The sequence below is a fragment of the Pseudomonas fortuita genome, assembly GCF_026898135.2.
GTDB classification, from domain to species: domain Bacteria; phylum Pseudomonadota; class Gammaproteobacteria; order Pseudomonadales; family Pseudomonadaceae; genus Aquipseudomonas; species Aquipseudomonas fortuita.
On the sequence record NZ_CP114035.2, the window covers coordinates 1,588,355 to 1,610,568 of the forward strand.

Annotated in this window: 22 protein-coding genes; 20 read left to right on the plus strand and 2 right to left on the minus strand. The window is 63.5% G+C overall.

The window, feature by feature from the left end:
- Positions 1-8: 8 nt before the first annotated feature.
- From OZ911_RS07165 to murB, 8 genes are all read left to right on the plus strand, one after another.
- A complete protein-coding gene (locus OZ911_RS07165) occupies positions 9-2,222 on the plus strand; it encodes a DNA internalization-related competence protein ComEC/Rec2 (protein WP_070086756.1) in 2,214 nt (737 codons plus the stop codon).
- Between the two features lie 204 nt (positions 2,223-2,426).
- Positions 2,427-3,062, plus strand: coding sequence for a flagellar polar localization protein PocA (pocA, locus tag OZ911_RS07170; protein ID WP_016391244.1), 636 nt, complete (start codon positions 2,427-2,429; stop codon positions 3,060-3,062).
- Positions 3,059-3,493 carry a flagellar polar localization protein PocB gene (gene pocB, locus OZ911_RS07175; protein ID WP_016485476.1) on the plus strand — a complete coding sequence of 145 codons (435 nt, stop codon included), beginning with the start codon at positions 3,059-3,061 and terminating at the stop codon, positions 3,491-3,493. The genes pocA and pocB overlap by 4 nt, the downstream gene beginning before the upstream one ends.
- Positions 3,493-4,494, plus strand: a complete 1,002-nt coding sequence (gene lpxK / locus OZ911_RS07180; protein ID WP_016485477.1) for a tetraacyldisaccharide 4'-kinase — start codon at positions 3,493-3,495, stop codon at positions 4,492-4,494. Before pocB ends, lpxK begins: the two co-directional genes overlap by 1 nt.
- A gap of 44 nt (positions 4,495-4,538) precedes the next feature.
- On the plus strand, positions 4,539-4,724 hold the full coding sequence (locus tag OZ911_RS07185) for a Trm112 family protein (protein ID WP_003247142.1): 186 nt from the start codon (positions 4,539-4,541) through the stop codon (positions 4,722-4,724).
- Entirely contained in the window at positions 4,721-5,485 is a 765-nt protein-coding gene (gene kdsB, locus OZ911_RS07190) for a 3-deoxy-manno-octulosonate cytidylyltransferase (protein ID WP_023048425.1), read from the plus strand. Before OZ911_RS07185 ends, kdsB begins: the two co-directional genes overlap by 4 nt.
- A complete protein-coding gene (locus OZ911_RS07195; protein ID WP_023048424.1) occupies positions 5,485-5,949 on the plus strand; it encodes a low molecular weight protein-tyrosine-phosphatase in 465 nt (154 codons plus the stop codon). Before kdsB ends, OZ911_RS07195 begins: the two co-directional genes overlap by 1 nt.
- Positions 5,946-6,965, plus strand: coding sequence for a UDP-N-acetylmuramate dehydrogenase (gene murB / locus OZ911_RS07200; RefSeq protein WP_016485479.1), 1,020 nt, complete (start codon positions 5,946-5,948; stop codon positions 6,963-6,965). Before OZ911_RS07195 ends, murB begins: the two co-directional genes overlap by 4 nt.
- Positions 6,966-7,080: 115 nt before the next feature.
- Here the strand turns inward: murB and rne are convergent, their stop codons facing one another.
- A complete protein-coding gene (gene rne / locus OZ911_RS07205) occupies positions 7,081-10,383 on the minus strand; it encodes a ribonuclease E (RefSeq protein WP_023048423.1) in 3,303 nt (1,100 codons plus the stop codon).
- 795 nt (positions 10,384-11,178) lie between these two features.
- Here rne and rluC point away from each other — a divergent pair.
- Genes rluC through OZ911_RS07220 form a run of 3 tightly spaced genes read left to right on the plus strand, consistent with a single transcriptional unit; the run spans position 11,179 to position 13,809 of the window.
- Complete coding sequence (gene rluC / locus OZ911_RS07210; RefSeq protein WP_024718201.1) at positions 11,179-12,135, plus strand: 23S rRNA pseudouridine(955/2504/2580) synthase RluC; 957 nt, start codon at positions 11,179-11,181, stop codon at positions 12,133-12,135.
- 3 nt (positions 12,136-12,138) lie between these two features.
- The gene (locus tag OZ911_RS07215; RefSeq protein ID WP_016485482.1) at positions 12,139-12,813 is read left to right on the plus strand and encodes an HAD family hydrolase; all 675 of its coding nucleotides are present in this window, start codon (positions 12,139-12,141) and stop codon (positions 12,811-12,813) included.
- Between the two features lie 6 nt (positions 12,814-12,819).
- Positions 12,820-13,809, plus strand: a complete 990-nt coding sequence (locus OZ911_RS07220; RefSeq protein ID WP_016485483.1) for a S49 family peptidase — start codon at positions 12,820-12,822, stop codon at positions 13,807-13,809.
- A gap of 281 nt (positions 13,810-14,090) precedes the next feature.
- On the opposite strand, the gene OZ911_RS07225 is transcribed toward OZ911_RS07220, so the two are convergent.
- Complete coding sequence (locus OZ911_RS07225; protein ID WP_023048422.1) at positions 14,091-14,669, minus strand: Maf family protein; 579 nt, start codon at positions 14,667-14,669, stop codon at positions 14,091-14,093.
- Positions 14,670-14,765: 96 nt separating this feature from the next.
- Here OZ911_RS07225 and OZ911_RS07230 point away from each other — a divergent pair, with 96 nt between their 5' ends.
- From OZ911_RS07230 to mltG, 9 genes are all read left to right on the plus strand, one after another.
- Positions 14,766-15,293 (plus strand): YceD family protein, encoded by a 528-nt coding sequence (locus tag OZ911_RS07230; protein WP_016500896.1) that lies wholly within the window; start codon positions 14,766-14,768, stop codon positions 15,291-15,293.
- Between the two features lie 13 nt (positions 15,294-15,306).
- Positions 15,307-15,489, plus strand: coding sequence for a 50S ribosomal protein L32 (gene rpmF, locus OZ911_RS07235; protein WP_016485486.1), 183 nt, complete (start codon positions 15,307-15,309; stop codon positions 15,487-15,489).
- A gap of 3 nt (positions 15,490-15,492) precedes the next feature.
- Positions 15,493-16,503: a phosphate acyltransferase PlsX gene (gene plsX / locus OZ911_RS07240; protein WP_023048420.1), complete on the plus strand. Its 1,011-nt coding sequence runs from the start codon at positions 15,493-15,495 to the stop codon at positions 16,501-16,503.
- Positions 16,504-16,630: 127 nt separating this feature from the next.
- The gene (fabD, locus tag OZ911_RS07245) at positions 16,631-17,569 is read left to right on the plus strand and encodes an ACP S-malonyltransferase (protein WP_083283763.1); all 939 of its coding nucleotides are present in this window, start codon (positions 16,631-16,633) and stop codon (positions 17,567-17,569) included.
- 15 nt (positions 17,570-17,584) lie between these two features.
- Positions 17,585-18,325, plus strand: coding sequence for a 3-oxoacyl-ACP reductase FabG (gene fabG, locus OZ911_RS07250; RefSeq protein WP_016485489.1), 741 nt, complete (start codon positions 17,585-17,587; stop codon positions 18,323-18,325).
- Between the two features lie 203 nt (positions 18,326-18,528).
- Positions 18,529-18,765: an acyl carrier protein gene (acpP, locus tag OZ911_RS07255; protein WP_008096410.1), complete on the plus strand. Its 237-nt coding sequence runs from the start codon at positions 18,529-18,531 to the stop codon at positions 18,763-18,765.
- A 189-nt stretch (positions 18,766-18,954) separates the two neighbouring features.
- Positions 18,955-20,199, plus strand: a complete 1,245-nt coding sequence (gene fabF / locus OZ911_RS07260; protein ID WP_012271164.1) for a beta-ketoacyl-ACP synthase II — start codon at positions 18,955-18,957, stop codon at positions 20,197-20,199.
- Positions 20,199-21,014, plus strand: coding sequence for an aminodeoxychorismate lyase (pabC, locus tag OZ911_RS07265; RefSeq protein WP_070086992.1), 816 nt, complete (start codon positions 20,199-20,201; stop codon positions 21,012-21,014). Before fabF ends, pabC begins: the two co-directional genes overlap by 1 nt.
- A 4-nt stretch (positions 21,015-21,018) precedes the next feature.
- Positions 21,019-22,209, plus strand: coding sequence for an endolytic transglycosylase MltG (gene mltG / locus OZ911_RS07270; RefSeq protein WP_023048962.1), 1,191 nt, complete (start codon positions 21,019-21,021; stop codon positions 22,207-22,209).
- Positions 22,210-22,214: the final 5 nt, after the last annotated feature.

A 22,214-nucleotide genomic window follows, 5' to 3' on the forward strand; every position in this document is an offset into this window, starting at 1 on the left:
TCTACCTCATGCGCACAGGGATGTTTGCGCTCGCGCTCGGGCTGTTGTGCCCGGGCCTTTTCCCCGCATTGCCATCGGTCGGATGGTTGATAACGCTGGCTGCCTGCGCGGCCGTCAGCGTGTTTACCCGCGTTTGGCCATTGGGCTGTTTTGTGCTGGGGCTGTGTTGGGCGTGCTGGTCTGCCCAGCAGGCCCTTGACGATCGCCTGGCTGCCGGCCTGGACGGCCGCACCTTGTGGCTGGAGGGGCGGGTGGTCGGCCTTCCAGCGCGAACTGCGCAGGGCGTGCGCTTCGAGCTGGAGGCGGCACGCTCGCGGCGGGCCGAACTGCCGCAACGGCTGCAACTGAGCTGGTTCGATGGGCCGCCGCTGCGGGCGGGCGAGCAGTGGCGGCTGGCGGTGACCTTGCAGCGCCCGGCCGGGCTGCTCAACCCACATGGGCCCGACCGGGAGGCGCAACTGCTGGCGCGGCGGGTGGGCGCCACCGGTACGGTAAAAGCCGGGCAGCTACTGGCGCCGGTAAGCGGTGGTTGGCGCGATGCGCTGCGTCAGCGCTTGCTGGTGGTCCAAGCCAATGGCCGGCAGGCCGCATTGGTGGCACTGGTGCTGGGTGACGGCGCTGGCCTGGCCCGGGAGGACTGGCAGACGTTGCAGGCCACCGGTACGGTGCACTTGCTGGTTATTTCTGGCCAGCACATCGGCCTGGTGGCCGGTCTGCTGTACGGCCTGGTGGCCGGGCTGGCGCGTTGGGGGCTGTGGCCCGCCCGGTTGCCGTGGCTGCCCTGTGCCTGTGCCCTGGCCATGGCGGCGGCGTTGGCCTACGGCTGGCTGGCCGGTGCGGGTGTACCGGTGCAGCGTGCCTGCCTGATGCTGGCGGTAGTGCTGTTGTGGCGCCTGCGTTTTCGCCACCTCGGCGCAATGCTGCCGCTATTGCTGGCGCTGGTCGCGGTGCTGCTGGTCGAACCCTTGGCGGCGCTGCTGCCTGGGTTCTGGCTGTCGTTTGCCGCAGTGGCCACGCTCATCTACTGCTTCAGCGGCCGTTTGGGCGGTTGGCGGCCCTGGCAGGCCTGGACGCGCGCGCAATGGGTGATCGCCATCGGCTTGCTGCCGGTGTTGCTGGCCACAGGTTTACCGGTGAGTCTGAGTGCGCCGCTGGCCAATCTTGTCGCGGTGCCATGGGTTAGCCTGGCGGTGTTGCCGTTGGCGTTGCTGGGGACGTTGCTGCTGCCGCTGGGTGGGGTAGGGGAAGCGTTGCTGTGGCTGGCGGGTGGCCTGCTGGATGGGCTGTTCCGGCTGTTGGCGTTGGTGGCGCATCAGCGCCCGGCGTGGCTGGCCCCGGCCTTGCCGTTGTGGGCCTGGCTGCTGGTATTGCTGGGTGCGCTGCTGGTGCTGCTGCCTCGTGGCGTGCCTTTGCGGGGGTTGGGTGGGGTCATGTTGTTGGCGCTGTGGGTGCCCACGGAGCCGGTGCCGCTCGGCCAGGTCGAGGTCTGGCAGCTAGACGTTGGCCAAGGGCTGGCGGTGCTGTTGCGTACCCGGCATTACAACCTGCTGTACGACGCCGGGCCGGCCAGAGGGGAGACCGACCTGGGCGAGCGGGTGGTGCTCCCGACCTTGAGCAAGCTGGGGGTGGACAGCCTGGACTTGATGGTCATCAGCCATGCGCATGCCGACCATGCGGGCGGTGCTGCGGCCATACAGCGTGGGCTGCCGGTCAGGCGGCTGATCGGTGGGGAAGCGCTGGATGATGTGCCGTTGCAGCCTTGTGCCAGTGGCGAACAATGGAACTGGGATGGCGTGCGCTTTTCGCTATGGCGCTGGGCGGACGGGCAGAGTAGCAATGACCGTTCCTGTGTCTTGCTGGTAGAGGCGCAGGGCGAGCGCTTGCTGCTGGCGGGGGATATGGAAGCTGCGGCCGAACGGGCCTGGCTGGCGGACACAGAAATGCCGCGTATCGACTGGTTGCAGGCACCGCATCATGGCAGCCGCAGTTCGTCCACCGAGGCGTTCATCCGGGCTAGTGCGCCGCGCGGGGTATTGATTTCGCGAGGGCGTAACAACAGCTTCGGGCACCCGCATGTGCAGGTAATGGAGCGTTATCAGCGGCATGGTCTGGCGGTGCATGACACGGCGGTGGAGGGGGCGTTGCGGTTGGTGTTGGGGCGGCATGAAGAGGTTGAGGGTATCAGGGGGCAGCGGCGGTTTTGGCGGGTTCGAGCTGAGTGAGGGGGAGGCAGGCAGGTGCATGCCATGGTATTTTCAGCGCCTGTGAGATCGAGCGCCGCGCGGGCGGCGCTCGATCTCACAGGCACCACACTTGTAACGGAGTACGCTTCCCAGCCCGGCACGCCAATTCCCTGACCTCCGGCAGATGAGCCCTCGGGCGGTCCTATGGTAGAGTGGCGGCCTTTTTGCGAAGGGGCGTTTACTGTGTGGGAATTGGTCAAGTCCGGTGGTTGGATGATGCTGCCGATCATTCTGAGTTCCATCGCTGCCATGGCTATCGTCGTCGAGCGCCTGTGGACCCTGCGCGCCAGTCGCGTCACCCCGCCGCACCTGCTCGGTCAGGTATGGATGTGGATCAAGGACAAGCAACTGACCAGTGACAAGCTCAAGGCCTTGCGCGCCGATTCGCCATTGGGCGAAATCCTTGCTGCTGGCCTGGCCAACTCGCGTCATGGCCGCGAAATCATGAAAGAGTGCATCGAGGAAGCCGCCTCGCGCGTCATTCACGAACTGGAGCGCTACATCAGCACGCTCGGCACCATCGCCGCCATGGCGCCGCTGCTGGGCCTGCTGGGCACCGTGCTGGGCATGATCGACATCTTCAGCGCCTTCATGGGCTCGCAAATGACCGCCAATGCGGCCGTGCTGGCCGGTGGTATCTCCAAGGCCCTGGTCACCACTGCGGCCGGCCTCATGGTCGGCATCCCGGCAGTGTTCTTCCACCGCTTCCTGCTGCGCCGCATCGATGAGCTGGTGGTGGGCATGGAACAGGAGGCGATCAAGCTGGTGGAAGTGATCCAGGGCGACCGTGAAGTGGAAGTGGCCGGAGGCAAGGCGTGAAGTTCCGGCGCAATCGTCAGCGGGAGAACGTCGACATCAACCTGGCGTCGTTGATCGATGTGGTGTTCGTCCTGCTGCTGTTCTTCGTGGTCACCACTACCTTTACCCGCGAGACACAACTGCGTGTCGAGCTGCCCGAAGCTGCCAGCGCCGAGAAGGCGCCAGCCGACCAGGACAAGCTGGTGGAAATCACCATCAGCGCCGAAGGCGTGTATTCGGTGAACAACCACCTGCTGCCCAAGAGCGACCTGGCCACCTTGAGCGAGGCCATCGAGCGTGAGTCGGGCGGTGACAACACGCTCCCGCTGGCCATCAGCGCCGACGGCAAGACCCCGCACCAGGCTGTGGTCACCGCAATGGATGCCGCCGGCAAGCTCGGTTTCAGCCAGTTGCGCATGACCACCGTCGAGGCGGCACAGGGCACGCCTTGATGCCTTTCGCCGACGGTTTGCTCGCCGCCTGGTACGCCGGGCACCCCGCCCTGGCGCTATTACGCCCGCTGGAGGCGTTGTACCGCCGCGTGGTCACCCGCAAGCGGGCACGTTTTCTCAGTGGCGAAAGTGCCAGTTACCGGGCGCCAGTGCCGGTCATCGTGGTGGGCAACATCACCGTGGGCGGCACCGGCAAGACGCCGATGATCCTCTGGCTGATCGAACACTGCCGCCAACAGGGGCTGAAGGTGGGTGTGGTCAGCCGTGGGTATGGTGCCAAGCCACCACAGCTGCCTTGGCGGGTGCAGGCCGACCAGCCGGCCGAACAGGCGGGCGACGAACCGCTGCTGATCGTGCAGCGCACCGGCGTGCCGCTGATGATCGACCCTGACCGTTCCCGCGCCGTGCAGGCGTTGCTGGCCAGCGAACCGCTCGACCTGATCCTGTGCGACGACGGCATGCAGCACTATCGCCTGGCCCGCGACCTGGAGCTGGTGCTGATCGATGCCGCCCGCGGCCTGGGCAATGGCCGCTGCCTGCCTGCCGGCCCGTTGCGCGAGCCCGTCGAGCGCCTGCAAGGCGCCGACGCGGTGCTGTTCAATGGTGCCAGTGCCGACCGCGCCGATGGTTTTGGCTTCTGCCTGCAACCGTCCGCACTGGTCAACGTGCGCAGCGGCGAACGTCGTACCCTCGACCATTTCCCACCAGGCCAGCGCCTGCACGCGGTGGCCGGTATTGGCAATCCGCAACGTTTCTTCAATACCCTGCTGGGGCTAAACTGGCAGCCGGTGCCGCATCCCTTCGCCGACCATGCACAGTTCAGCGCCCGGAGCCTGGCTTTCAGCCCGCCGCTGCCGCTGGTGATGACCGAGAAGGATGCGGTGAAATGCCGAGCCTTCGCCGCTGACGACTGGTGGTACCTGGCCGTCGAGGCCCAGCCCACGCCAGCGTTCAGCACTTGGTTCGACAACCAGCTGCAGCGGCTGCTGCGCAAGCCCTGAGCCCGTTTTCAATTTCCGGCCACCTGGCCTAAAGGAAGCCTCCAATGGACACTAAACTGCTCGACATCCTGGCCTGCCCGATCACCAAGGGCCCGCTCAAGCTCAGTGCCGACAAGACCGAGCTGATCAGCAAGGGCGCCGGCCTGGCCTACCCGATCCGCGACGGCATTCCGGTCATGCTGGAAAGCGAGGCGCGCACCCTGACCGACGACGAGCGTCTGGACAAATGAGCCTGGACTTCACCGTGGTGATTCCCGCCCGGTTGCGCTCCACACGGCTCCCAGGCAAGCCGCTGCTGCCGATTGCCGGCAAGCCGATGGTGCAACACGTGTGGGAGCAGGCACGCAAAAGTGCCGCGAGCCGTGTGGTTATCGCCACCGATGACGCCAGTATCTTCGAGGCCTGCCAGGCGTTCGGTGCCGAAGTGCTGATGACCCGCGCCGACCATGAATCGGGCACCGACCGCCTGGCCGAAGTGGCTGTGCACCTGGGCTTGCCGGCTGATGCCATCGTGGTCAACGTGCAGGGCGACGAGCCGCTGATCCCGCCGGTGATCATCGACCAGGTGGCGGCCAACCTGGCTGCGCATCCAGAGGCCGGCATCGCTACTCTGGCCGAGCCGATCCATGAGCCGGAAACCGTGTTCAACCCCAATGCAGTCAAGGTGGCGAGCGACAAGAACGGACTGGCCCTGACTTTCAGCCGTGCGCCGCTGCCGTGGGCCCGCGATGGCTTTGCCAGCGACCGCAATGTGCTGCCCGAAGGCGTGCCGTATCGCCGCCACATCGGCATGTACGCCTACCGCGTCGGCTTTCTGCAGGACTTTGTCGGTTGGGGCCCATGCTGGCTTGAACAGACCGAAGCGCTGGAGCAACTGCGTGCCTTGTGGCACGGCGTGCGCATTCACGTCGAGGACGCCATCGAGGCGCCAGCCGTAGGCGTTGATACCCCTGAAGACCTGGAGCGCGTACGGCGCTTGCTGGAGGCTTGATGCGCGTTTTGTTCGTGTGCCTGGGCAACATCTGCCGCTCGCCCACCGCCGAAGGCGTGCTGCGCCATCAATTGCAGGCCGCCGGGCTTGCCGACCGGGTGCACGTGGCCTCTGCCGGCACCGGCGACTGGCATGTTGGCAAGGCGCCAGACAGCCGCACCTGCAAGGCAGCGCTGGCACGTGGTTACGACCTCTCAGCGCAGCGTGCCCAGCAGGTCAAGGCAGCGCATTTTGCCGAGTACGACCTGGTGCTGGCCATGGACGAGAGCAACCTGCGCGACCTGCGCGCCTTGCGCCCGCCCACTGCAGCGGGCGAACTCGACCTGTTCCTGCGCCGCTATGGCTCAGTGCTGGATGAAGTACCTGACCCTTACTACGGTGGCGCCGATGGCTTCGAGCAGGTGCTCGACCTGGTCGAGGCGGCGTGCCAGGCACTGGTGCTGGAAATCAAGGGCCGCCTATGACAGTGCAGTGGCAGGAGCAGGTTTCGCTCAAACCCTTTAACACCTTCGGCATCGACGTGAAGGCGCGTTTTTTCAGCCAGGCCCAGGATGATCAGCAGGTGCGACAGGCGCTGTGCCAGGCGCAGCAGCGAGGTCTGCCGGTGCTGGTGATCGGCGGCGGCAGCAACCTGCTGCTGACCCGCGATGTCGATGCACTGGTGCTGCACATGGCCAGCCGTGGCTGCCGCGTGCTCAGTGACGATGGCGAACACATCGTGGTCGAGGCCGAGGCCGGTGAGCCGTGGCACCCGTTCGTGCAGTGGACACTGGCGCAGGGCTATTGCGGGCTGGAAAACCTCAGCCTGATCCCCGGTACGGTGGGCGCCGCGCCGATGCAGAACGTGGGCGCCTACGGGGTGGAGATCAAGGACGTGTTTGCCGGCCTGACGGCCCTGGACCGTGAGACTGGCGAACTGCATGACTTTGGTTTGGCAGAATGTGCCTTCGGTTATCGCGACAGCCTGTTCAAGCGCAACCCCGGGCGCTGGTTGATCCTGCGCGTGCGTTTTGCCTTGAGCCGCACCCTGCAGGCCCACCTGGACTATGGTCCGGTGCGTCAGCGCCTTGCGGAGCAGGGTGTAGCCGAACCGACCGCGCAGGCGATCAGTAATGCCATTTGCAGCATTCGCCGCGAAAAGCTGCCAGACCCGGTGGAGCTCGGCAATGCCGGGAGTTTTTTCAAGAACCCGGTGGTGTCTGCGGAGCAAGTCGAGCGTATTCGTGCGAAACACCCGGCAGTGGTGGCTTATCCCCAGGCCGATGGTCAGGCGAAGCTGGCGGCGGGCTGGCTGATCGAGCAGGCGGGGTGGAAGGGCCATCGTGATGGCGATGCGGGCGTGCATCGCTTGCAGTCGCTGGTGCTGGTGAACTACGGCCAGGCGAGCGGGGCGCAGATGCATGCGCTGGCGCGGCAGATCCAGGCGGATATCCTGGAGCGGTTCGGGGTGGAGCTGGAGATGGAGCCTAACCTTTACTGAGGCGGTGCAGATGCCGCTCCTACAAATGCGGCAGCCAGCATTGACATTAAGCGTCAAGCCAAGAAAAAGCCCCGCCAGTTTGCACTGGCGGGGCTTTTTCATTCAGCCTTGGCTATCAACCGTGATGAGGCTTGTGCTCATCGGCGGCTTCCAGGGCGGGTTCCTGGGGGGCTGCAGCAGCTTCCTGGGCGGCTTTGGCAGCGGCCTCGGCCTCACGCTTGCGGCGGCGCACTTCACGCGGGTCGTTCGGCGCGCGGCCGTTGGCCAGCATGACAGTGGCAGGTTCTGCCTCAATCGGGGCTTCGACTTGCGCAGGCTCGACCACCACAGGGGCAGGCTCGGCCACCACTTCTGGCTGGGCTTCGACAACCGGTGCAGGCTGCTCGGCAGCTGGAGCGGTGTCAGTCACGGCCGGAGCCTGTTCGATTTCACCCGCTTCGACGGCAGGCGCTTCAACAGGTGCCTCTGCGATGATCGCAGGCTCGGCTGCAGGTGCTTCGTCAACCACTGGCTGCGGAGCAACTTCGACCACTGGCTCGGCAGTGACCTCGGCCACGATTACCGGCTGGCTGACAGGCTGCTCGACCACTGGGGCCACGACAACTTCTTCAGCCTTGGCGACGGCCTCGACCTGCTCGACCTTTTCAGCTTGCTCGACCGGCTGGGCGGCCTCGCGGTTGTCGGTCTCTGCAGCGGTAGCGACTTCGGCGGTGGCACGTTCGGCCTGCTGGTTGGCCTGGGCTTCGGCGTCGGCGCTGATGTTGCTGCTGGCAACAGTGGCAGTCACGGCGAGGCCGGCGGCCAGTTCGGCACCCAGCTCGGTGGCCTTGTGCTGTTGTGGCTGCTCTTCGCTGCCTTCGTCCTCTTCGCCACCGTCGATCAACTCGCCATTGGCGTTGCGCTGGCGCTCACGACGGTTACTGCGACGACGCTGACCACGGGAGCGGCGGCGCGGGCGCTCGCCATCGGTGCCTTCCTGTTCGTCTTGCAGCAACTCTTCGTTCGGCAGTTGCTCTTCGGCCAGTTCGGCAGCCTGCTCGGCCGCTTCTTCCGCTACACGTGGCTGGCGCTCTTCGCGCGGTGGGCGCGGGGCACGTTCTTCGCGAGGTGCGCGTTCTTCACGCGGAGCACGTTCTTCACGTGGGGCGCGATCTTCACGAGGTGCGCGCTCTTCACGCGGGGCACGTTCTTCGCGAGGTGCGCGCTCTTCACGCGGGGCACGTTCTTCGCGAGGTGCGCGCTCTTCACGTGGAGCACGTTCTTCACGGGCTACACGCTCTTCACGTGGCTGACGCTCTTCGCGTTCGGCTGGCGGGGTGGCATCCAGCGGCTCGCGCAGCTCGCGTACGCGTTCTTCGCCACGGTTGCTGCGGCGGTCTTCGCGCGGCTGGCGTGGGGCGCGTTCTTCGCGCGGTGCACGCTCTTCGCGTGGGGCGCGATCTTCACGTGGTGCACGTTCTTCGCGTGGGGCGCGATCTTCACGTGGTGCACGTTCTTCGCGTGGTGCACGCTCCTCACGTGGCTGGCGTTCTTCGCGCGGGGCGCGCTCGGCACGTTCTTCACGCGGCTTGCGCTCTTCGTCACGGCGGCCGTTGCGGTTGCGGCTCTGCTGACGGCCGTTGCGGCGCTCTTCGTTGCGCGGGCTGCGCTCGGCAGCCGGTTTCTCGGCGACGACCGGCGCAGCAGCAGGTTCTTCCTTGCCGGCGAACAGGCTGACCAGCGACTTCACCAGGCCTTTGAACAGGCTTGGCTCTGGGGCGCTCGGGGCTGGGGCAGCCGGGGCGACAGCCTGTGGCTCTTCAGCAGCCGGTACTGGCGCACTGGTGCGGGCCGGTGCGGTCTTGACCGCCGCTTCCTGGCGAACCAGGGTGCGGGTGGCGGTCTGCTGCGGTGCCTCTTCGGTCTCGGTGGCGGCGATCTCGTAGCTGGACTGGTTGTTCAGCACTTCCGGGTTGTCGTCGCGCAGGCGCTGGACTTCGAAGTGCGGGGTTTCCAGGTGATCGTTCGGCAGGATGATGATGCGTGCGCGGGTGCGCAGTTCGATCTTGGTGATCGAGTTACGTTTCTCGTTGAGCAGGAATGCGGCCACCGGGATCGGCACTTGTGCGCGTACTTCGGCGGTGCGGTCCTTCAGGGCTTCTTCTTCGATCAGGCGCAGGATGGCCAGCGACAGCGATTCGACGTCACGGATGATGCCTGTGCCGGAGCAGCGTGGGCAGACGATGCCGCTGCTTTCGCCCAGCGATGGGCGCAGGCGCTGACGGGACATTTCCAGCAGGCCGAAGCGCGAAATGCGGCCGACCTGAACACGGGCACGGTCTGCCTCCAGGCACTCGCGTACGCGCTCTTCCACGGCACGCTGGTTTTTCGCCGGGGTCATGTCGATGAAGTCGATGACGATCAGGCCGCCAATGTCACGCAGGCGCAGCTGGCGTGCGATTTCCTCGGCCGCTTCCAGGTTGGTCTGCAGGGCGGTTTCTTCGATGTCGCTGCCTTTGGTGGCCCGCGCCGAGTTGATGTCGATGGACACCAGGGCTTCGGTCGGGTCGATCACGATCGAACCACCGGACGGCAGGTCGACCACGCGCTGGAAGGCGGTTTCGATCTGGCTTTCGATCTGGAAGCGGTTGAACAGCGGTACGCTGTCTTCGTACAGCTTCACCTTGCTGGCGTACTGCGGCATTACCTGGCGGATGAAGGTCAGGGCTTCTTCCTGGGCATCGATGCTGTCGATAAGCACTTCGCCGATGTCCTGGCGCAGATAGTCGCGGATAGCGCGGATGATGACGTTGCTTTCCTGATAAATCAGGAATGGCGCAGCGCGGTCCAGGGACGCTTCCTTGATGGCAGTCCACAGCTGCAGCAGGTAGTCGAGGTCCCACTGCATTTCTTCGCTGCTGCGGCCAAGGCCGGCAGTGCGCACGATAAGGCCCATGTCGCCCGGCACGGTCAGGCCGTTCAGGGCTTCGCGCAGTTCGTTGCGCTCTTCGCCTTCGATGCGGCGGGAGATGCCGCCGGCACGTGGGTTGTTGGGCATCAGCACCAGGTAACGACCTGCCAGGCTGATGAAGGTGGTGAGGGCTGCGCCTTTGTTGCCGCGCTCTTCCTTCTCGACCTGGACGATGACTTCCTGGCCTTCGCTGAGCACTTCCTTGATGTTCACCCGGCCTTCGGGGGCTTTCTTGAAGTATTCGCGGGAGATTTCTTTCAGCGGCAGGAAGCCGTGACGTTCGGAACCGAAGTCGACGAAGGCGGCTTCGAGGCTGGGTTCGATGCGGGTGATCTTGCCTTTGTAGATGTTGGCCTTTTTCTGCTCGCGCGCACCAGACTCGATGTCCAGGTCGTAGAGGCGTTGGCCATCCACCAGGGCTACACGCAACTCTTCGGGTTGAGTTGCGTTAATCAGCATTCTTTTCATGTTGTACCGTCGGTTTCCGGGCTGCCGGAAACGGCGTTCGGCACACACGACGTCTCATGGTCGGTGCCAAGGTGCGCAAAGGGTGGCCGGGCCACCCCCGTGTCGAGCGACGTTCGGCACCAGCCAGTTGCCCAGCCTGCCGTTGTCGCGACGACGCGTCCTGTTTGCTGCGGTGCCAACAAGGCCCCGGTGGCTTCGAATGGAGATCGAATCAACCAAGCGGGCCTTGTGCACTCAGTCAGGAGGAGGAATCAACCTTCAGCCGTGGACGCCCGGGGGCATCTGTTCAGGACCTTATCCGCTCGCCAGCCGTCAGTGGGCTGGTGGCCGGACGCGGTGCTACACGGTCCGAGGGCTGTGCATCTCCACCCTGCACGTATCCCTGATAATTCGGGTGCTGCCGCGCGCTGAATCCGCAACGGGTTGCATTTTTCGCCACTGCAGGTACTGCACTGGCGCCATTCATATCCAAGGCAGGTATTTCCGAAGCATTCGCCGTGCGTTGCGTGGAAGCGACGGGGCGGGCAGAGGGGCTGCGAAAAGAATCGGGTAAGCAGGTGAAACACCGCGCTTGTCGTTTTTTTTCGGTCTTCTCTACACGGCGCTGGTGGCGATTCCAGGCAATTCGGTAAACTGGCGAACACCCCGTAGGACGGCCTCGCGTCCTGGAGAATTGCGTTGGTCAGGGCCGGCTGAAAGCCTGTTGCCGCTGGCCTGCCGCTTTTGGCGGCGTTCGCGACTATAGCAGCAATGATTAAGTGCTTCAATTCCATAAAAAATTGTTATGATCCCGCAATGACGACCAATACCCCTCCGACTTCCGGCGTTCAGCTGATCGAAGTCGCGCCGGAGCTTGCCGGCCAACGCATTGATAATTTCCTCATCACGGCCCTCAAGGGCGTGCCCAAAACGCTGGTCTACCGCATCCTGCGCAAGGGTGAAGTGCGGGTGAACAAGGGTCGGGTAAAGCCTGAGTACAAGATCCAGGCCGGCGACATCGTGAGGGTGCCGCCCGTCCGCCTGCCGGAGCGTGACGAGCCGGCACCGGTGGCCCAGGGCTTGCTGCAGCGCCTTGAGGCGGCCATTGTCTACGAAGACAAGGCGCTGATCGTGATGAACAAGCCGTCCGGCATTGCTGTGCATGGCGGTAGCGGCCTGAGCTTTGGTGTGATCGAGGCACTGCGCCAGCTGCGCCCGGACGCCAAGGAGCTCGAACTGGTGCACCGCCTGGACCGCGACACCTCTGGCCTGCTGATGATTGCCAAGAAGCGCAGCATGCTGCGCCACTTGCATGCCGCCCTGCGCGGTGACGGGGTCGACAAGCGCTATATGGCGCTGGTGCGCGGCCATTGGCCGACGTCGAAGAAGCAGGTGAATGCGCCGTTGCTCAAGAGCAACCTGCGCTCCGGCGAGCGCATGGTTGAAGTGAACGAAGAGGGCAAGGACGCGTTGACCCTGTTCCGCGTGCTCCGCCGCTTTGGCGAGTTCGCCACCATTGTCGAGGCCCGTCCGATCACGGGGCGTACCCACCAGATTCGCGTGCATACCCTGCATGCGGGGCACATGATTGCCGGTGACAGCAAGTACGGTGACGAAGACTTCAGTCGCGAAATTCGCGAGCTGGGGGGCAAACGCCTGTTCTTGCATGCCTATGCGCTGACTGTGCCGCTGCCGGATGGTGGTGAGCTGAAGCTTGAAGCGCCTGTGGATGAAGTCTGGGCGAAAACCATTGAACGTCTGAGTGCGTCCTGATCCATGAAGAAAGGCTATGAGCTACTGATCTTCGACTGGGACGGTACCCTGGCCGATTCTATCGGGCGTATTGTCGAGGCCATGAATGCCGCCGCCGAGCGTGCCGGCGAGGTCGCCAGCCGTGAGGATGCGGTCAAGGGCATCATCGGTCTGGCCCTGGGTGAGGCGATCCATACCCTGTACCCGCACCTGGCACCTGCGCAGGTCGACAGCTTCCGTCAGCACTATGCTGATATCTACATGGCGCTGGATCAGCAGCCTTCGCCACTGTTCGAGGGCGTGGTCGAGTCGCTGGATGCCTTTCGTGCCGAGGGTTACCGCCTGGCGGTGGCTACGGGCAAGGCGCGTCGCGGGCTGGACCGGGTACTCAAGGCCAATGGCTGGGAGCAGTTCTTCGACATCACCCGTGCTGCCGACGAAACCCGTGGCAAGCCGCACCCGCTGATGCTCGAGGAAATCCTCGGCCATTGCGGCGTCGAACCGGCGCGTGCGCTGATGGTCGGAGATTCGGCATTCGACCTGCAGATGGCCAGCAATGCCGGGATGCATTCGGTGGCGGTGGGCTATGGTGCCATGCCGCTGCAGGCGCTGGCCGAGTTTGGTCCGCAGGTGTGCATCGATCATTTTTCCCAGCTGCGCGAGTGGCTGGGTGGTTCCGCAATTCCACTTCCAAGGTAGGTAAGCATGGCAGACGAATGGAAAGCCCCCGAGGCCGAACCCGAGGAGCGCGAAGGGCGCAAGAGCTGGCAGCTGCTGGAAAAGACCTTGCTGGCCAGTGTGCAGGAGCAGCGCCGGGCGCGGCGCTGGGGGATCTTCTTCAAGCTGCTGACTTTCATCTACCTGTTCGGCTTCCTGGCGTTGTTCACGCCGCTGATGGATTTCGACAAGGCGGCATCGCGCAGTGCCAGCCATACCGCGCTGGTCGAGGTGCGCGGGGTGATTGCCGATCAGGAGGCCGCCAGCGCGGACAATATCGTCAAGAGCCTGCGCGAGGCGTTCAAGGACAGCAAGACCAAGGCGGTGGTAATGCGCATCAACAGCCCGGGTGGCAGTCCGGTGCAGGCGGGTTACGTGTACGACGAAATCCGCCGCCTGCGTGCTGAATACCCGGCTATCAAGCTGTATGCAGTCATCGCCGATCTCGGCGCTTCTGGTGCCTATTACATTGCCAGTGCGGCGGACGAAATCTACGCCGATAAAGCCAGCCTGGTGGGCTCCATTGGTGTGACGGCGGCCGGTTACGGTTTTGTTGGCACCATGGAAAAGCTGGGCGTGGAGCGGCGCGCCTACACCTCGGGTGAGCACAAGGCCTTCCTTGATCCGTTCTCGCCTGAAAAGCCCGAAGAAACCCGGTTCTGGCAGGGTGTGCTGGATACCACGCACCAGCAGTTCATTGCCATGGTCAAGCAGGGACGTGGCGAACGCTTGAAGGACAAGGAACATCCTGAGTTGTTCAGCGGCCTGGTCTGGTCGGGCGAGCAGGCCAAGGCGCTGGGCTTGGTGGATGGGCTGGGCAGTGCCAGCTATGTGGCACGTGAGATTGTTGGCGAGAAGGAGCTGGTGGACTTTACCGTTCAGGAATCGCCTTTCGATCGCTTCTCCAAGCGCGTAGGTGCCAGCGTGGCTGAGCACCTGGCGATGTGGATGGGGTTCCAGGGGCCGCAGTTGCGTTGAGTTCGGCGTGCATTTTGCGGTGCCTGTGAGATCGAGCGCCGTCCGTGCGGCGCTTCGCGGGGCAAGCCCGCTCCCACATTTGTTTTGGGCCGTTCAGTCCTGAGCCATTGGTGCGCGCCCCCTTGGAGGTACGACGCGATATCGTGTCATGCGCCAAAGGGTCCGCGCGCCAATGGTGACAGGAGAAATTGGCCTGAAACAGATGTGGGAGCGGGCTTGCCCCGCGAAGCGCCGCGCGGGCGGCGCTCGGTCTCACAGGCGCAGAAAATCTCGAGCCAGGCTCAAGGGACAACCACCCCCTCCCGGGTCAACATATCCACCAACCGAATCAACGGCAGCCCGATCAGGCTGGTCGAATCGCACCCATGGGTCCTCTGAAACAAACTCACCCCCAGCCCCTCCGCCTTGAAGCTCCCCGCGCAATCCAGTGGTTGTTCCGCCGCCACATAGCGTTCCACCCGCTCGCGGCTCAGCTCGCGCATCGTCACGGTAAACGGCACGCAATCCACCTGGCAGTGCCCGGTGGCGCTGTTCAGCAGTGCCAGCCCGGTCAGAAAACTCACCTGCTGACCGCTGCACTCCAGCAGTTGCTCGCAAGCCCGCTCGAAGGTGTGCGGCTTGCCCAGTACCTGTTCGCCCAGCACCGCAACCTGGTCCGAGCCGATGATCAGGTGCCCGGGGTGGCTGCCCGCCAATACCTCGGCCTTTTGCCTGGCCAGTCGGCGCACCAGGTCCACGGCGGGCTCGTCATCCTGTCGCTGTTCGTCTATATCAGGGCTTGCCCAGGTGAAGGGCAGGCGCAGGCGTGTGAGCAGTTCGCGGCGGTAGGCAGAGCTGGAAGCCAGTAACAAAGGAAGCATGGTAGACTCCGGGTTCGGTTGAACCAATCCTATCACGCACGATGCCGCCTAATTTCCTTTGACAGGGGCGGGGGGCATCCCTAGAATGCTGCGCCTATGTTGAATGACCCGATTCCACCTCACGTTGACCCGCGCAAATTAGCCGATCGTGGCGTAACCCTTAACGGTTCGCTGCAACTCGCTGATTTGGAAAGACTCTGCGACCCGCTTTCCGACAATGTCGGTACGGTGCAGGCGAAGTTCGATTTTGAACGAGATGAGCAGCACGTAGTGGTTATCCACACCGAGCTGAACGTCGAGGTCAAGATGGTTTGCCAGCGTTGTCTTGAGCTGGTCACCCTGCCGATCTACAGCGAATGTACATACGCTGTGGTGAAGGAGGGTGCGAATACCCAGTCGTTGCCGAAAGGCTATGACGTGCTGGAACTGGGCGAAGATCCTTTGGATCTGCAGGCATTGGTCGAGGAAGAGCTTCTGCTCGCCTTGCCAATCGTGCCTGCTCACCATCCGGAAGAATGCCAGCAGCCGGCGGGCGCAGACGAGCCCGAATCGAGCAAGGACGAGGTATCGCGGTCCAACCCGTTCAGTGTTTTGGCGCAGTTAAAGCGTGACCCAAACGTTTAGGAGTTAATCAATTATGGCTGTTCAGCAGAACAAAAAATCCCGCTCTGCCCGTGACATGCGCCGTTCGCACGACGCCCTGTCGGAAAACGCGCTGTCGGTAGAAAAGACCACCGGTGAAATTCACCTGCGTCACCACGTTTCGCCAGAAGGCGTATACCGTGGTCGTAAAGTGATCGATAAGGGCGCTGACGAGTAATCCTTGTCTGCTCAGATCATCGCGATCGACGCAATGGGCGGGGACTTCGGTCCCCGCAGCATTGTCCAGGCTAGCATTGCCTGCCTTTCGGCTACCCCCTCGCTGCACCTGACCCTCGTCGGTCAACCCTCCCTCCTAGAAGATCTTGTCAGTGGCCTTGCAGCTGCGGATCGCGCGCGCCTGCAGATTGTCGCCGCCAGTGAGGTGATCGGTATGGACGAGCGGCCATCGCAGGCGCTACGCGGCAAGCCGGACTCGTCGATGCGCATCGCCCTCGAACTGGTGCGCGACGGCAAGGCCCAGGCCTGCGTCAGTGCCGGCAACACCGGGGCGCTGATGGCGCTGTCACGCTTCGTGCTCAAGACCTTGCCGGGTATCGATCGGCCAGCCATGGTGGCGGCGATTCCCACCCAGGCGGGTTACTGTCAGTTGCTCGACCTCGGCGCCAACGTCGACTGCAGTGCAGAAAACCTCTATCAGTTCGCGGTGATGGGCTCGGTGGCCGCCCAGGCCCTGGGTGTGCATCGGCCGCGTGTGGCATTGCTTAACATCGGCACCGAGGACATCAAGGGTAATCAGCAGGTAAAGCTGGCGGCCACGCTGTTGCAGAACGCTCGCGGCCTCAACTATGTCGGTTTCGTCGAAGGGGATGGCCTGTACAGGGGTGAGGCGGACGTGGTGGTGTGCGACGGTTTTGTCGGCAACATCCTGCTCAAGTCCAGCGAGGGCTTGGCGACGATGATCGGTGCGCGCATCGAAAAACTGTTCAAGGGCGGTGCTTTTGCCCGGGTTGCCGGGGTCATGGCCATGCCGTTGCTCAAGCGCCTGCAGGCCGACCTGGCGCCGGCGCGGCACAACGGTGCGAGCTTTCTGGGGTTGCAGGGTATCGTCATCAAGAGCCATGGCTCGGCCGGCGTGCAGGGCTTCCAGAGCGCCATCCAGAGGGCGTTGATCGAAATTCAGGAAAACCTGCCGCAGCGCCTGCATGGCCGCCTTGAAGATTTGTTGCCTTAGGCATTTCGCCGATGAAGTGCTTAAATGTGACCGCTTGGTCTGCGTATTCATCCAAGTTTTCAGATTCTGCGTCCAGCCCACGGCTCGGCGCACCTCATTCGACGACAAGATCATAAGGGCTTGTTCAATGTCTGCATCCCTCGCATTCGTCTTCCCCGGTCAAGGTTCCCAGTCCCTGGGCATGCTCAAGGAACTGGGCGCCGAAAAGCCGGTGATCGTTGAGACCTTCAAGGAGGCCTCCGACGCTCTGGGTTACGACCTGTGGAAGCTGGTCCAGGAAGGCCCGGAAGAACAACTCAATCAAACCGACAAGACTCAGCCTGCGATCCTCACCGCTTCCATCGCGCTGTGGCGCCTGTGGCTGGAGGAGGGCGGCGCCACGCCGGCTTTCGTTTCTGGTCACAGCCTGGGTGAATACAGCGCCCTGGTTGCCGCAGGCAGCCTGTCGCTGAAAGATGCCGTGCGCTTGGTCGAGCGTCGCGGCCAGCTGATGCAGGAAGCCGTCCCGGCCGGCCATGGCGCCATGGCCGCAATCCTCGGCCTGGATGACGCCGTGGTGGTCGAGATCTGTGGTAGGGCGGCCGAAGACGAAGTGGTTAGCGCGGTGAACTTCAACTCGCCGGGCCAGGTTGTGATTGCTGGCAACAAGGCTGCGGTGGACCGTGCCATGGAGCTGTGCAAAGAGGCTGGTGCCAAGCGCGCCCTGCCACTGGCGGTCAGCGTACCGTCGCACTGTGCCCTGATGAAGCCGGCCGCCGAGCGTTTCGCCGAGAACGTGAACGCCATCGAATGGAAGGCGCCACAAATTCCGGTGGTGCAGAACGTCACCGCTGCCATTGCCCCTGACCTCGATGCCCTCAAGCATGACCTGCTGGCACAGCTGTACCAGCCTGTGCGTTGGGTCGAGTGCGTGCAGACCCTGGCTGCCAACGGTGCGGTCAACCTGGTCGAGTGCGGCCCGGGCAAGGTCCTGGCTGGCCTGAACAAGCGTTGCGCCGACGGCGTGACCACCTACAACCTCAATACCCCTGACGCCGTTGCCGCCACCCGCGCGGCACTGGCCTGATTTGGAGAAGCTTGCATGAGCCTGCAAGGTAAAGTTGCACTGGTCACCGGCGCCAGCCGTGGCATTGGCCAGGCCATCGCCCTCGAGCTGGGCCGCCAGGGCGCGACCGTGATCGGTACCGCCACTTCGGCCTCCGGCGCCGAGCGTATTGCTGCCACCCTGAAAGAGCACGGTATCACCGGCACCGGCATGGAACTGAACGTGACCAGCGCCGAATCCGTTGAAACTGTTTTGGGTGCAATCGCCGAGCAGTTTGGCGCGCCGGCCATCCTGGTCAACAACGCCGGTATCACCCGCGACAACCTCATGCTGCGCATGAAGGACGACGAATGGTTCGACGTGATCGACACCAACCTGAACAGCCTCTACCGTCTGTCCAAGGGCGTGCTGCGTGGCATGACCAAGGCACGTTGGGGTCGTATCATCAGCATCGGCTCGGTCGTCGGTGCCATGGGTAACGCGGGCCAGGCCAACTACGCCGCCGCCAAGGCTGGCCTGGAAGGCTTCAGCCGCGCCCTGGCGCGTGAAGTGGGCTCGCGTGGCATCACCGTAAACTCGGTGACTCCGGGCTTCATCGACACCGACATGACCCGCGAGCTGCCAGAAGCGCAGCGTGAAGCCCTGCAAACCCAGATTCCGCTGGGCCGCCTGGGCCAGGCCGACGAAATCGCCAAGGTGGTGTCGTTCCTGGCGTCCGACGGTGCAGCCTACGTGACCGGCGCTACCGTGCCGGTCAACGGCGGGATGTACATGTAACACTGCAACTCAATGTGACGGATTTCGTAAAAAAAGAGTCATACTGCGAGCCTAAAATCCGTTATAAAGCTGCAACCAGATTCCAGGCAGCGGGTAGGGTGTCTAGCCTGAGAGTGCGTTTAGCTTGAAAAGCGAACGTCTTTCTATAAAATTAGCCACCGGCCAGCTGCCTGACATATATCCATTAGGAGTGAAAACTAGGTATGAGCACCATCGAAGAACGCGTCAAGAAAATCGTCGCCGAGCAACTGGGCGTGAAGGAAGAGGAAGTGACTAACGAGAAGTCCTTCGTCGATGACCTGGGTGCCGATTCGCTTGACACCGTTGAGCTGGTGATGGCTCTGGAAGAGGAATTCGAGACCGAAATCCCTGACGAAGAAGCCGAGAAAATCACTACCGTTCAAGCCGCTATCGACTACGTCAACAGCCACAAGGCCTAAGACGCTGTAGTCGTCGCTACTTGACGAGAAAAACCGCACTGCCTTTGCCGGCGTGCGGTTTTTTCTTTGCGAACGTGCTGCTTTTTGGCGAGCCGGCTTCGCTCACCGCGCACCAAGAGCCTGTTGCCATTCCATTCCAGCGCTTGAATGTAATCGCAAGAGACTCTGTTATTAGAAAAGGAGAGTACTGTGTCGCGTAGACGCGTCGTGGTCACCGGTATGGGTATGCTGTCGCCACTGGGTACCGATGTACCGAGCACCTGGCAGGGCATTCTGGCTGGCCGCAGTGGCATTGGTCCGATCGAACACACGGACCTGTCTGCTTACTCCACCCGTTTTGGCGGCTCGGTGAAAGGCTTCGAGGTTGAGCAATACCTGTCGGCCAAAGAGGCCCGCAAGCTTGACCTGTTCATCCAGTACGGCCTGGCGGCCGGTTTCCAGGCGGTGCGAAATGCCGGCCTGGAGGTTACCGACGCCAACCGTGAGCGCATTGGCGTGGCCATGGGCTCGGGAATCGGCGGCCTGACCAATATCGAGGAAACCAGCCGTACGCTGCACGATTCGGGGCCGCGTCGCATTTCCCCGTTCTTTGTGCCGGGCTCGATCATCAACATGATCTCCGGGTTCCTGTCGATCCACCTGGGCCTGCAGGGGCCGAACTACGCCATTGCCACCGCCTGCACCACCGGCACCCATTGCATCGGCATGGCAGCGCGCAATATCGCCTACGGTGAAGCTGACGTGATGATTGCAGGTGGCGCAGAGATGGCTGCCTGTGGCCTGGGCATGGGCGGTTTCGGTGCCTCCCGTGCGCTGTCCACCCGCAACGACGAGCCAAGTCGGGCCAGCCGCCCGTGGGACAAGGGCCGTGACGGCTTTGTATTGTCCGACGGTGCCGGTGCCCTGGTACTCGAAGAGCTGGAACACGCCAAGGCCCGTGGTGCGACCATCTATGCCGAGCTGGTTGGCTTTGGCATGAGCGGCGACGCCTACCACATGACTTCGCCACCCGACACCGGCGAGGGTGCTGCCCGCTGCATGGCCAACGCCTTGCGCGATGCCGGTATCCAGCCGGAAGAGGTCAGCTACATCAACGCCCACGGTACCTCGACCCCTGCGGGCGACGTGGCCGAAGTGGCCGCGATCAAGCGCGTATTCGGTGAACATGCCTACAAGCTGGCTGTCAGTTCGACCAAGTCGATGACCGGCCACCTGCTGGGCGCCGCAGGCGCGGTGGAAGCGATCTTCAGTGTGCTGGCGATCAACAGCCAGATGGCCCCGCCCACCATCAACCTGGACGAACCGGACGAAGGTTGCGACCTCGACTTCGTGCCGCACCAGGCGCGCAGCATGCCGATCGACGTGGTGCTGTCCAACTCGTTCGGCTTCGGTGGCACCAACGGCTCGCTGGTGTTCCGCCGGTTCGCCGGTTGATGCAGAGCTGGGTCGATGGCCAGCCTGCGGTTGCAGTCAACCTGCAGAACCGCGGCCTGGCCTACGGCGATGGGCTGTTTGAAACCATCGCTGTGCGTGGTGGCCAGCCCCGCTTGCTGGAAGGCCACCTTGCACGCCTGGCGCTGGGTTGCCAGCGCCTGGCGCTCAGCGCCGACCTGGTGCTGGTGCGCGACGAACTCCTGCGCTATGCCAGCCAGCTCGGTGACGGTGTAGCCAAACTCATCCTTACCCGTGGTGACAGCCAGCGTGGCTATGCGCCGGTTGCCGGTGCTGCGCCGCGGCGAATTCTGCAGGGCAGCCCGTTACCCGGCTATCCTGTCGAGCATGCCGAGCAGGGCGTGCGCTTGTTCCTGTGCCAGACCCGGCTTGGGGAACAACCGCTGCTGGCCGGCCTCAAACACCTCAACCGCCTGGAGCAGGTGCTGGCCCGTGCCGAATGGCAGGACAGCGACCATGCCGAAGGCCTGATGCGTGACGGGCAGGGCAGGCTGATCGAAGGGGTGTACAGCAATCTGTTCCTGGTGCGCGATGGCGTGCTGTTCACTGCCGACCTCAGCCGTTGTGGTGTGGCCGGGGTGATGCGTGCGGCACTGCTGGAACAGGCCGCGCTGCTGGGCATTCCGGCGCAGGTATGTGACCTGCCGTTCGACGCGTTGGAGCAGGCAGATGAAGTATTTGTTTGCAATAGCGTTTACGGCATCTGGCCCGTGCGAGGCGTAGCCGCGCTAAACTGGTCGCCTGGCCCGCTCACCCGTAAACTGCAGGCCGTTGCCCGTACGTTACTGGAAACCTGAATTCGTGAGACGTAAATTCCTGCTACTGCTGGAAATGGGCCTGATCATTGCCGGGTTGGCGCTTGGCTGGTCGGCCTGGAAGGTCAACTCGGTCCTTGAGCAGCCCTTGCACGTGACGCAGGAGCGCCTGCTCGACGTGCCCAATGGCACCAACCCAAACCGCATGTTCTATCGCATGGAGCAAGAAGGTTTGCTGGACGACGCCGTCTGGTTGCGCTTGTACTGGCGCTTCAACATGGCAGGCACTGCCCTGCACACAGGCGAGTATCGCCTTACCCCAGGCATGACGGTCGAACAGTTGTTCGACGCCTGGCGCCGGGCCGACGTGGTGCAATACAACCTCACCCTGGTGGAAGGCTGGACCTTCCGTCAGGTACGCTCGGCCGTGGCCAAGCATGAAAAAATCAAGCATACCCTGGACGGCCTGTCGGATTCCGAGGTGATGGACAAGCTCGGCCATACCGGTGTGTTCCCGGAAGGGCGCTTTTTCCCGGACACCTACCGCTTTGTACGTGGCATGAGCGATGTCGAGCTGCTGCAGCAGGCCTACATGCGCCTGGACGAAGTGCTGGCAAAGGAATGGGCCGAGCGCACCACCGACCTGCCGTATCGCGATCCGTACCAGGCGTTGATCATGGCGTCGCTGGTGGAAAAGGAAACCGGTATCCCCCAGGAGCGTGGGCAGATTGCCGGTGTATTTGTGCGGCGCCTGCGCCTGGGCATGATGCTGCAGACCGATCCGACGGTGATCTACGGCATGGGTGAGCGGTACAACGGCAAGATTACCCGCGCCGATCTGCGCGAACCGACACCCTACAACACCTATACCATGACGGGGTTGCCGCCCACGCCGATTGCCATGGTCGGCCGTGAAGCGATTCACGCGGCGCTCAACCCTTCCGATGGCACCAGCTTGTACTTCGTCGCCCGCGGCGATGGCAGCCATGTGTTCTCCGACGACCTCGACGACCATAACTCGGCGGTGCGTGAGTTCCAGCTCAAGCGACGTGCAGGCTACCGCTCCAGCCCCGCACCGCAGCAAGAGGCACAGCCGGGTACTGACGACGCCCAGCCCCAGGTGCCTGCAACTGACGAGCCGGCTGCGCAGCCATCACCCGAAGCGCCGCCTGCGCAGGATGCCCCTGCGGGTGGCGCGCAAGCGGCCGAACGGCCGACGCCTGACGAACAACATTAAGGACT